Here is an 11,412-nt window from a genome sequence, read left to right as displayed (position 1 = left end):
GGCGGAACGCGGCGCCTATGAGTATTTGCCGAAGCCCTTCGATCTCAATGAGCTGATCCGTGTCGTCGACCGGGCGATGACGGCGCCACGCGAAAGCGCCGTGCCGCGCCAGAACGCCCAGGAAGACGAGAAGATGCCGCTGATCGGCCGGTCTCCGGCGATGCAGGACATCTACCGCGTGCTTGCACGCCTCATGCAGACCGATCTCACGGTCATGATCTCGGGCGAGAGCGGCACCGGCAAGGAACTCGTGGCCCGTGCGCTGCACGATTACGGCAAGCGCCGCAACGGGCCCTTCGTTGCGATCAACATGGCGGCGATCCCGCGCGAACTGATCGAGAGCGAACTCTTCGGTCATGAGAAGGGCGCCTTCACCGGCGCAAGCCAGCGGGCGACCGGTCGCTTCGAGCAGGCGGAAGGCGGCACGCTCTTTCTGGACGAGATCGGCGACATGCCGATGGAAGCCCAGACGCGACTGCTGCGCGTGCTGCAGCAGGGCGAATATACGACCGTCGGTGGGCGCACACCGATCAAAACCGATGTGCGCATCGTCGCGGCGACGAACCGCGACCTGCGGCAGCTCATCAATCTCGGCCTCTTCCGTGAAGACCTGTTCTTCCGCCTCAATGTCGTGCCGATCCGTCTGCCCCCATTGCGGGAGCGCGCGGAGGATATTCCGGATCTTGTCAGGCACTTCCTCAATCAGGCTGAGGCAGAAGGACTGCCGCCCAAGACCATCGATGCCGAGGGCATGGAGCTTTTGAAGCGGTATCGCTGGCCGGGAAACGTACGCGAACTTGAAAACCTCGTGCGGCGTCTGGCGGCTCTCTATACGGAAGAGATGATCGGTGCTTCGGTGCTCGAGACCGAACTTGCCGAGCCCGATTTCGGTCGACCCCTCGAGCAGACGCCGACCGACGAGCCTCTCGCGTCCTCGGTTGAGCGTTCGCTCAACCGGCTCTTCGCCCAGCATGGCGACACGTTACCGCCGCCCGGTCTCTACGACCGTATCCTGAGAGAAGTCGAAAAGCCGCTTTTCGGTATGACCCTGGCGGCGACCCGCGGGAACCAGATCAAGGCAGCGCATCTTCTCGGCATTAACCGGAACACGCTCCGCAAGAAGCTGAAGGATCTCGACGTGCAGGTGATTCGAGGGCTCAAATAAGCCCCAAGCTCCGAAACCTGCCTCAATTCATCGCAGCATTGGCCTGTAACGACTGTCGCAAACTGGCAACATTGTTGTTGAATGGCCGCGTTCTGCGGGCCAAGATGCCCCGCGCCGATGATTTGCGTGGCGTATATGGCACAGACGAGTAGGGGGAATCTACATTCTTCCGATCGTCGTGGGGACGAGGGCCCGAACCGGGCATGGCAGTGACTGAGCATTTGGACAGGAAGAGCTGGGACAGTCGGCTGTGGGGACTTATGTCCCGACGCGGCTTTTCGGGTGCGGCTGCCATCGGGCTCGTCATTGCCGCTATACTACTCGGTTCCTTCACTTACCTGACCCTGACCGGCCTGACACCGCTTCGCCCCGGCCGGGTGCTGGTCATCACCCTGCTGCTGAGCAATCTTTCGGTCGTCCTCATCCTTTTTGCGTTGATCTGCTGGCGGGTCGTCAGGCTCATCATTGCCAGGGTCAGCGGAACAGCAGGCGCCAAGCTCCACGCGAGGCTGGTTGCCATGTTCGCGGTGGTGGCGGTCATGCCGGCCATCATCGTCGCCGTCTTTGCGGCGGTGACCCTCAACCGCGGTCTCGACGCCTGGTTCAGCGAGCGCACCCAGACCATCATCTCGAACGCCCAGACGGTGGCGGAAGCTTATCTCAGCGAGCATCATCACGTGCTACGCGGCGACGCGCTCGCCATGGCGACCGACCTTGATCGCGCCGCGCCTTATCTGGCTTCGAGCCCCGAGCGTTTTCAGCAGCTCGTGGCGACGCAGGCGGCCCTCCGCTCGCTGCCGGCTGCCTATCTCATCAACACCGAAGGGCGGCTTCTCGCGAAGGTGACAGCCAGTGTTGCGCCCGACATGGGGTTGCCGACGCCGGACCAGTTTGCGCAGGCGGCCAAGGGCGAGGCGGTTCTCTGGACCGTGCAGGCGCATAACCAGATTCGCGCGCTGGTGAAGCTGACTGCGCTCGACGACACCTATCTCTATGTCGGCCGCTTCGTCGATGCGCGGGTGCTCGAACATCTGGCACAGACGCGGGAAGCGGTCGACGAATATCAAAGCCTCGAAAAACGCCGCATCAGCTTTCAGGTCACGTTCGCACTGATCTATATCGCCGTCGCGCTGGTGACGCTGCTTGCCGCGATCTGGCTCGGCCTATGGGCTTCTAACCGCATCGTCGATCCGATCGGAAAACTCGTCGAGGCGTCGGAGCGCGTGAGTACCGGCGACCTCGCCGCGCGTGTGGCGCCCGGGGAGACGGGCGACGAACTCGACGTCCTCAGCGACGCCTTCAACCGCATGACGAGCCAACTCGAGAGTCAGCGCAACGATCTCGTCGAGGCGAACCATCAGCTCGATCAGCGGCGGCAGTTCACCGAGGCCGTGTTGTCCGGCGTCAGCGCCGGCGTGTTCGGGCTCGATTACGAAGGTCACATAAACCACGCGAACAGGGCGGCGTTGCGATTCTTCGGCAAGACGGAAAAGGACATGGCCGGACGTGACGTTGCGGCTGCTATTCCGGAAATGGCCGAGGTCGTTCGTGAGGCACAGAACCATCCGGATCGCCGCGCACAAGCCCAGGTCGTCATCACGCGCGAGGGCAACGAGAGGACGCTCAATATTCGCGTCACCAGCGAAGTGACGGATTCGGGACTCGGCGGTTTCGTGCTGACTTTCGACGATATCACCGAACTCGTGCGAGCGCAGCGAACCTCCGCATGGGCGGATGTGGCGCGCCGCATCGCGCATGAAATCAAAAACCCGCTCACGCCGATCCAGCTCTCGGCCGAGCGGCTGCGCCGCAAATACGGCAAGGAGATTCTGACCGACCCTGAAGTCTTCCAGCAATGCACCGACACCATCATTCGACAGGTGAACGACATCGGCCGCATGGTGGACGAATTCTCGTCTTTCGCCCGCATGCCGACGGCGCATATCAAGCCGATCGAGATCAATGAGATCGTGCGGCAAGGGGTTTTCCTGCAGCGTGTCGCGCATCCGGAGATCGATTATGCTCTCGACATGTCGTCGGACCCCGTGGTGCTCGATTGCGATGGCCGCCTCGTCAGTCAGGCGCTCACCAATATCCTGAAGAATGCGGCGGAAGCGATCAGGGGACAGGAATCCGCCAAGACGGAACACGGCGAAGCCGAAGGCAAGGAAGACAAGGGCGGCATGCTCGGTCGGATCAAGGTTGCTCTCATCGAAGCGCCGGAAACGATTTCCATCGTCGTGACGGATTCCGGCTGCGGCTTGCCACAGACGGATCGTGGACGTCTTACCGAGCCCTATATGACGACACGCGCAAAGGGCACGGGCCTTGGGCTCGCGATCGTCAACAAGGTGATGGAAGACCATGGCGGCGTTCTGCTGCTCGATGATGCGCCTCATTCCGAAGGCTGGGAGAGCGGCGCGCGCGTCCGGCTCGTTTTTCCGCGTCTGGGCGGCGGAGGCGAGCAATCCGAAATGAACAAGACGACAGAAAACGAGGCGGTGAATGGCATCTGACATTCTTATTGTCGATGACGAAGCGGATATCCGTGAACTCGTGGCAGGAATCCTGAACGACGAAGGCTATGACACGCGTGTTGCCGGGGACGGCGACAGCGCGCTGACGGCGATCGAAGCAAGACGACCCGGCCTTGTCGTGCTTGATATCTGGCTCCAGGGAAGCCGTCTCGACGGTCTTGAAGTTCTCGACGTCGTCCACGAGCGCCATCCAGATCTTCCGGTCGTCATTATTAGCGGTCATGGGAACGTCGAGACCGCCGTATCCGCGATCAAGAAGGGCGCCTACGATTTCATCGAAAAGCCGTTCAAGGCCGACCGACTCATTCTGATCGTCCGCCGGGCGCTCGAGGCTTACAAACTGCGCCGAGAGAACGACGAGCTGCGCACGCGGATTGGCGATGATGCGACGCTGGTCGGCATGTCGCCCGTCATCGCGCATGTACGCCAGACGATCGACAAGGTGGCGCCGACAGGAAGCCGTGTGCTGATCACCGGGCCGTCGGGCTCCGGCAAGGAAATCGTCGCGCGCCTCCTTCATGCAAGGTCGCGTCGGGCGGATCACGCCTTCATTGCCATCAATACGGCGACCATGGCGCCGGAGAGGATGGAGATCGAACTCTTCGGGACCGAGGCGTCGGTGGCAGGCCCGCGCAAAGTCGGTGTTTTCGAACAGGCGCATGGCGGAACGCTCTTTCTCGACGAAGTGGCGGAGATGCCGATCGAGACGCAGAGCAAGATTCTGCGTGTACTCGTCGATCAGACTTTCGAACGGGTCGGAGGGGGCCCGAAGGTGAAGGTGGATGTTCGCGTCGTCTCGTCGTCGAGCCGCGATCTTCAGGAGGAAATCGCCAAGGGCCGTTTCCGGGAGGATCTCTATCACCGGCTCAACGTCGTGCCGATCCAGGTGCCGCCGCTTTCGGCGCGGCGTGAAGATATCCCGACGCTGGTCGAATATTTCATGGCGCAGATTTCGAGGGCGACAGGACTCCCGCCGCGCCGCATCTCGGAAGATGCCATGGCCGCGCTGCAAGCGCATGACTGGCCGGGCAATGTCCGGCAGCTCCGCAACAATGTGGAACGACTGCTCATTCTTACTTCAGGCGAACCCGGGGCTGTCGTGACGGCCGACATGCTGCCGTCGGAGGTGGGATCGTCGGCGCAGATCACTGTCAACGGCTCTGGCGGCGAGCACATCATGGCGCTTCCGCTGCGCGAAGCGCGCGAGACCTTCGAGCGGGAATATCTGATGGCGCAGATCAGCCGTTTCGGCGGCAACATCTCGCGCACCGCGGCCTTCATCGGCATGGAGCGCTCTGCGCTTCATCGCAAACTGAAATCGCTCGGCGTCGCGACGACGACGCGCCCCGACATGCCTCTCTGATCCCGCCGAAGCAGGAAGCCTCACTTGTCACGCATCGCCTATGTCAACGGCCGCTATGTCCGCCACGCGGAGGCGAGCGTCCATATCGAGGATCGCGGTTATCAGTTTGCCGACGGCGTCTACGAGGTCTGCGGCATACGCGGTGGCCGCCTGATGGACGAGGAGCTGCATCTCGCCCGACTGCAAAGATCGCTCGGCGAATTGCGGATCGCGATGCCGATGCCGCTGTCGGCGCTCCGCCATGTCGTCCGCGAGGTCGTCAGGCGCAACCACGTTCAGGACGGACTTGTCTATCTGCAGGTGACGCGCGGCGAGGCGCCGCGCGATCATCCCTTTCCGGCAAAGCAGGTGCCGCCGGCGCTGGTCGTGACGGCCAAGCGGCTCAATGTGGCGCGCATCGAACAGGCGGTTGAAAAAGGCGTTGCCGTCGTCACCATGCCCGATCTTCGTTGGGCCCGGCGCGACATCAAGTCGATCGCGTTGCTGCCGAATATCCTCGCCAAGCAGGCGGCGCGCGAGGCAGGCGCCTATGAGGCTTGGCTCGTCGACCGCGATGGCTTCGTCACCGAGGGGTCTTCGACCAACGCCTGGATTGTCGACAAGGAGGGGCGCCTGATCACGCGTTCCACCGGGCCGGACATCCTGACCGGCATTACCCGAATGGTGCTGCTCGAGACCGCGCAGCGCGAGGGTATCGAGGTGGTCGAACGGCCGTTCACCGTCGAGGAGGCCAAGGCCGCGCGGGAGGCTTTCGTGAGCGCTTCGTCCGCCGTCATCATTCCGGTGGTCCGGATCGACGATGCCGTGATCGGGAACGGGGTGCCCGGATCGATCACGCTCAGGCTCCGGGAAGCCTATGCAAGGGTCGGATTGCTGAGCTGAAATGAGCCGGACGGGGTTGTTTTGGGAAAAAACATGCTTGCGAGAGCCGTCCGACGTGTTTTCGCACTTGCAGCATTATACAAAAAGAACAGATTGTAGGTAGTCCGCACCTCTCGCTCCCTAGGGGCAGAGGCCAAAGTATCGAGGTCGGCCGGTGCGGCCGAGCCGACCCGACCAAATCTACAAATGGGGTTTACCCATGTCAGAAAAGACCCATAACTTGCAGGACACGTTCCTGAACTACGTTCGCAAGAACAAGACGAACCTGACGATCTTTCTTGTGAACGGCGTGAAGCTTCAGGGCGTTGTTACCTGGTTCGACAACTTTTGTGTGTTGCTGCGTCGGGATGGCCACTCGCAATTGGTCTATAAGCACGCCATATCGACGATAATGCCATCGCAACCCGTGCAGCTTTTCGAGCCGGGCGCGAATGGCGAGGAGGCTTAAGGCCCTATTTGACCGACCAGGCTGAACAAGGCGGCGATACGAAGCGCCGCGAGGGAACCCGTTCAACGGGCGCATCCGGTTACGATGCGCGCCGGAAGAAGACGCGTGCCTTCGTGCTCGTCCCCTGGCTCAAATCCGCCGAGCTCGATGCGAAGCGGAAAGGGAAACCCTTCCGCTCGCAAACGGCCCGACTCGAGGAGGCGCTGGGGCTGGCCGCCGCCATCGATCTCGACATCGTCGGCAACACGGTGGCGGTGGTCTCCGACCCCCGGCCGGCGACGCTCATCGGCGAGGGCAAGGTCGACGAACTGAAGGGGTTGATGGAGGAGCTCGAGGTCGAGCTCGTCATCGTGGATGGACATCTCTCCCCCGTTCAACAACGCAATCTCGAAAAGGCGTGGTCGGTCAAAATTCTCGACCGCACCGGCCTCATCCTCGAAATTTTCGGCGAGCGCGCCCATACGCGGGAAGGCGCGCTGCAGGTCGAACTGGCGCATCTCAATTACCAGAAGAGCCGGCTGGTCCGAAGCTGGACCCATCTCGAGCGTCAGCGCGGCGGCTTCGGTTTTCTCGGCGGTCCTGGTGAAACCCAGATCGAGGCGGACAGGCGCGTCATCCTGGAGCGCATCGTCAAGATCGAGCGGCAGCTCGAAACGGTGAAGCGCACGCGTGAACTGCATCGCAAGACGCGGCGCGAGGTGCCTTACCCCGTGGTGGCTCTGGTCGGCTATACCAACGCCGGCAAATCGACGCTCTTCAATCGGCTGACCGAGGCAGGTGTTTTTGCGGAGAACCTACTCTTCGCGACCCTCGACCCGACGATGCGCGCGGTGACGCTGCCGAGCGGACGCAAGATCATTCTCTCGGATACGGTCGGGTTCATTTCCGACCTGCCCACGCATCTCGTCGCCGCTTTCCGCGCGACGCTGGAAGAGGTGCTCGAGGCGGAAGTCGTTCTCCATGTGCGCGACGCTTCGCATGAAGAGAGCGATATTCAGAAGCATGACGTCGAGCAGGTTCTCAAATCTCTCGGCCTAACGGGCGAGAAGGCAGAAGGGCCGCAGCGACCGATCGTCGAGGTGCTGAACAAGATCGACCGCCTCGAACCCGAAGCACGCGAGGCGATGCTCAATTCGGCCTCGCGCGATCCCCTGACCGTCGCCGTCTCGGCGTTGACGGGCCAGGGCACGGACGAACTGCTTGCGCTGATCGACAGGCTGGTCGTCGACAAGGGGACGCCGCTGCGCGTCACGCTGCGACCGGACGAGGGCGAGGCGATGGCCTGGCTCCACGAGAATGGGCAGGTACGCAAGCGCGCGAGCAACGAGGATGGATCGACGACGCTCGACATCGTTCTGGCGGATGCGGAATTCGGGCGGCTGGAGAAGCGTTTTCCGGCGCTCAAGGGACGAATTGACGCCGCGCTCGCTCACGCCGCCGAATAAAGCCGAACAGAATGGGCAATCTCATCGACGATGTCGCCGCGCTGATGCGAGAGGTCGCCGCGCGCGAGATCATGCCGCGTTTCCGACTGCTGAAGGAAGGCGAGATCGAGGAAAAATCCAAAGGGGACTTTGTCACTATTGCGGACCGCGAGGCCGAGCTGTGGCTGACGCCACGGCTTGAGGCGCTGGTTTCCGGTTCGCGGGTGTTGGGTGAGGAGGCCGTCGCCGGCGAGCCGGCACGCATGGGGCTGATCGAAAGCGACGATCCGGTCTGGACCGTCGATCCGGTGGACGGCACCAGCAATTTCATCGCCGGGCGCGAGACATTCGGTGTGATGATCGCGCTGATCCGACGCGGCATCGCCGAGCAAGCATGGATCTATCTGCCGGTGCCGGGCGAACTCGCGATCGCCGAACGCGGCGCCGGCGCCTGGTGGACATCGAAGGGCCAGACGGAGCGGCTGAGCGCGGGACATGCGCCGCGGGAGCTGCCGGATGTCGCCGGCGCCTTCAACACACGCTTCATGCCGGAGGCGTGGCGGGAGCGGATCGAGAAATTCTCCGCCGTCGTGGGGCGGAAGGCGAATGATTTCTGTTCCGCCGTCGATTACACCGCCGTCGCACGGGGGCGGAAAGATCTCGTCACCTATCACCGCATGATGCCGTGGGATCACGTGCCGGGCTCGCTGATCGTCCGGGAGGCGGGCGGTGTCGTGCGGGACATGGCGAATGGCGTCGATTATGCGCCGAGGACGCTTGCCGGACCGCATCTCGTCGCCCGTGACGAAGAAGGCTGGCGACGTTTCGCTGATGCCATCCGGGGTCTCTGACGGCGGGTCCCGCCCTTCGAGACTCAGCCGCGCTCCTCGCGCTTGGCTTCATTCCAGAGCGCGTCCATTTCCTCGAGTGTCGATTGCTCGGGCGAAATTCCTTTCGCCGCGAGTTTTTCCTCGATGCGGCCGAAGCGGCGTCTGAATTTCGCATTGGTTCGTCGCAGCGCGGCTTCGGGGTCTATCTTCAGGTGGCGCGCCAGATTGGCGTAGACGAAAAGCAGGTCGCCGAATTCGTCCTCGATGCGGTCGCGATCGCCGCCCTTGGTCAGTTCCTCGGAGAGCTCGAGCATTTCCTCGTTGAGCTTGTCGAGCACTTCGGCGGTGCTCGGCCAGTCGAAGCCGACGCGGGCGGCGCGCGCCTGCAGCTTGACCGCACGGGTCAGGGCGGGAAGGGCGAGCGGCACATCGTCGAGAATGCTCTCGCGGGCGGGCTTGCCGCGGGCCGCCTTTTCTTCCGCCTTGATCTCCTCCCAGCGGCCCTTGACCGCGCCGGCCGAGCGCGCCGTCTCGTCGCCGAAAACATGCGGGTGTCGGCGGATCATTTTTTCGCAAATGGCGCGGACGACATCCTCGAAGGTGAAGCTGCCGGCCTCGCTTGCCATTTGCGCATGGAAGACGACCTGAAAGAGAAGGTCGCCAAGTTCGTCGCGAAGCTCTCCCATGTCGCCCTGTTCGATCGCATCTGCGACCTCATAGGCTTCCTCGATGGTGTAGGGCGCGATGGTCGCGAAATTCTGTTCGAGGTCCCAGGGACAGCCGCCCTCCGGCGAACGCAGCTTGGCCATGATGGCGAGCAGCGCGTCGATGCGGCCGAAATCGGAAGTGTCGCTCAAAGCCTGCTCCGTTTCAGGGTGTCGCGGCGCGCTCCATGCAAAAGCGCATCACGCGAACATGTCGTCGGCGACGAAGGGATTGGTGCGCCGTTCCGTACCGAAAGTTGAGAGGGGGCCGTGACCCGGCACGAATGTCACGTCGTCGCCCAGCGGCCAGAGACGCCCGCGGATCGAGGCGACGAGCGTATTGTAGTCGCCCCGCGGCAGATCGGTGCGGCCGACGGAACCCTGAAACAGCACGTCGCCGACGATCGCGAGCTTCGACGGCGCGTGGAAGAAGATCACATGGCCGGGAGTGTGTCCGGGACAATGGCGCACGTCGAAGGTAAGGCCGGCGACCTCGACGGTGTCGCCGTTCTCGAGCCAGCGATCCGGCACGAAGGCGCCGCAATCGGGAAAGCCGTATTGCTTCGCCTGGGCCGGCAGGGCTTCGATCAGAAAGAGGTCGTCGCGATGCGGGCCTTCGATGGGAATGCCGAGACGCTTTGCCAGATCGCCGGCCGCCGAGGCGTGGTCAAGATGTCCATGTGTCAGGAGGATTTTATCGAGTGTGATGCCGACTTCGTCGACCGATTGCATGATGCGGTCGAGATCGCCGCCCGGATCGCTGACGGCGCCGTGCATCGTCTCCTCGTTCCAGAGAATCGTACAGTTCTGCTGGAAGGGTGTGACCGGGAGAATCGCTGCTTTGAGGCTCATGACAGGGCACTTTTCGAATGGCGACGTTCCGTGAAAGTAGGGACGCACGTGCAATATGTCCAATGGTGACGGGCTTTTTCGCGCCTTTCATGTCGAATTCTGTGCATAACGACGACTTGCAGGACGAAAAAAGCATTGGGGCGCAGCAAACTCTTGGTGTTTTCCTGAAACTTGTGAAAGATAGCGTCAGGTTCCACCAAGGACGAATCACGAATCATGGCCACAAAAGCAGCAGCAAAACCCGCAGCCAAACCCGCCGCCAAAACCGCGAAGGCGGCGACGGCCCAGGTCACCATTCCGCTCTCGAAGATCATTGCGGAGCTGGCGGAAAAGCACGACATGTCGAAGAAGGCCGCCGCTGCCTTGTTTGACGATTTCGTCGAACTCACCGTCAAGAACCTGAAGAAGGGCAACAAGGTCCGTATCACGGGTCTCGGCATTCTGCAGGTTCGCAAGCGCGCCGCGCGTATCGGTCGCAACCCGGCAACGGGCGAGCAGATCAAGATCAAGGCGTCGAAGAAGGTCGCCTTCCGCGTCGCGAAGGATCTGAAGGAAGCGATCTGATCGCTTTCGTCGGTCGCCGCAAGGCGGACGATCGGGCAACACGACAGTTTTAACATTGTCGCGAAGGCGGTCCTTGCGGACCGCCTTTTTGCTTGTCCGCTTTAATCATTTGCGCGACGACGTTCGGGACTGGTATCAGAGCGCGCCGCATGAGACAGCGGCGGCACAAGTTGAACAAAGGGAGCAGGGCGATGGCGATCCGGCGGTTGGGCGTGGGCAAGCGGTTGAGCGAAGCGGTCGTGCATGGAGATCGCGTTTTCCTTGCCGGGCAGGTGGCAGAGGACGCGTCGGCGCCGATCCGCGGCCAGGCGCAGCAGATCCTAGCGCAGATCGATGCGCTGCTCGCCGAAGCTGGCACCAATAAGTCGAAGCTGATCTTCGTGCAGATCTGGTCGTTGCGCGCCTCGTCGATGCGCGGCGCCTGGCTGGTGGGGCCGATGAACAGGCCCGAGAACAGGTAGGACAGTGATGGGTGGTTGTGCCAGAAGGTCAGCAGGCTGGACAGCATTGCGGACACGCACCGCGTTGGGGCTGTACGGCTGTCTGCGAGAGGAAATGAGTTGCCGGGCAGATTTCTTGCGTGACCTACCGCGTATAGACACGAGGTATGCACCAATGTCGTGCATGCCCGCTCTGAGGGTTT

The 11,412-nt window shown here is 62.4% G+C and carries 10 protein-coding genes and 2 pseudogenes; 9 read left to right on the top strand and 3 right to left on the bottom strand.

Going from position 1 to position 11,412, the window contains the following annotated elements; genetic code table 11:
• The 7 genes from ntrC to VMR03_RS15745 all read left to right on the top strand — a co-directional run.
• Positions 1-1,165, top strand: a 1,165-nt coding sequence (gene ntrC, locus VMR03_RS15775; protein WP_325406895.1) for a nitrogen regulation protein NR(I), incomplete at its 5' end; no start/stop codon positions are given.
• Between the two features lie 209 nt (positions 1,166-1,374).
• A complete protein-coding gene (locus tag VMR03_RS15770; protein ID WP_325406894.1) occupies positions 1,375-3,681 on the top strand; it encodes a PAS domain-containing sensor histidine kinase in 2,307 nt (768 codons plus the stop codon).
• Positions 3,671-5,065 (top strand): sigma-54 dependent transcriptional regulator, encoded by a 1,395-nt coding sequence (locus VMR03_RS15765; protein ID WP_325406893.1) that lies wholly within the window; start codon positions 3,671-3,673, stop codon positions 5,063-5,065. The genes VMR03_RS15770 and VMR03_RS15765 overlap by 11 nt, the downstream gene beginning before the upstream one ends.
• A gap of 24 nt (positions 5,066-5,089) precedes the next feature.
• Positions 5,090-5,947, top strand: coding sequence for a D-amino-acid transaminase (locus tag VMR03_RS15760; RefSeq protein ID WP_325406891.1), 858 nt, complete (start codon positions 5,090-5,092; stop codon positions 5,945-5,947).
• Positions 5,948-6,146: 199 nt separating this feature from the next.
• Positions 6,147-6,395 carry an RNA chaperone Hfq gene (gene hfq, locus VMR03_RS15755; protein ID WP_325406890.1) on the top strand — a complete coding sequence of 83 codons (249 nt, stop codon included), beginning with the start codon at positions 6,147-6,149 and terminating at the stop codon, positions 6,393-6,395.
• A gap of 113 nt (positions 6,396-6,508) precedes the next feature.
• Positions 6,509-7,840 carry a GTPase HflX gene (gene hflX, locus VMR03_RS15750; RefSeq protein ID WP_325406897.1) on the top strand — a complete coding sequence of 444 codons (1,332 nt, stop codon included), beginning with the start codon at positions 6,509-6,511 and terminating at the stop codon, positions 7,838-7,840.
• 11 nt (positions 7,841-7,851) lie between these two features.
• Positions 7,852-8,670, top strand: coding sequence for an inositol monophosphatase family protein (locus tag VMR03_RS15745; protein WP_325406888.1), 819 nt, complete (start codon positions 7,852-7,854; stop codon positions 8,668-8,670).
• A 23-nt stretch (positions 8,671-8,693) separates the two neighbouring features.
• On the opposite strand, the gene mazG is transcribed toward VMR03_RS15745, so the two are convergent.
• Entirely contained in the window at positions 8,694-9,506 is an 813-nt protein-coding gene (gene mazG, locus VMR03_RS15740) for a nucleoside triphosphate pyrophosphohydrolase (protein ID WP_325406887.1), read from the bottom strand.
• A 48-nt stretch (positions 9,507-9,554) separates the two neighbouring features.
• Positions 9,555-10,205, bottom strand: coding sequence for an MBL fold metallo-hydrolase (locus VMR03_RS15735; RefSeq protein ID WP_325406885.1), 651 nt, complete (start codon positions 10,203-10,205; stop codon positions 9,555-9,557).
• Positions 10,206-10,421: 216 nt separating this feature from the next.
• Between VMR03_RS15735 and VMR03_RS15730 the strand changes: the two genes are divergently transcribed.
• A complete protein-coding gene (locus VMR03_RS15730) occupies positions 10,422-10,769 on the top strand; it encodes an HU family DNA-binding protein (protein ID WP_325406884.1) in 348 nt (115 codons plus the stop codon).
• Positions 10,770-10,918: 149 nt separating this feature from the next.
• Positions 10,919-11,101, top strand: a pseudogene (locus VMR03_RS19030) (RidA family protein); the annotation flags it as partial.
• Positions 11,102-11,154: 53 nt separating this feature from the next.
• On the opposite strand, the pseudogene VMR03_RS19025 reads toward VMR03_RS19030, so the two are convergent.
• Positions 11,155-11,277, bottom strand: a pseudogene (locus VMR03_RS19025) (transglutaminase family protein); the annotation flags it as partial.
• Positions 11,278-11,412: the final 135 nt, after the last annotated feature.

Source organism: Parvibaculum sp. (assembly GCF_035511255.1).
In the GTDB taxonomy this organism is placed as follows: domain Bacteria; phylum Pseudomonadota; class Alphaproteobacteria; order Parvibaculales; family Parvibaculaceae; genus Parvibaculum.
This window is presented reverse-complemented; position numbering and strand designations above follow the sequence as displayed.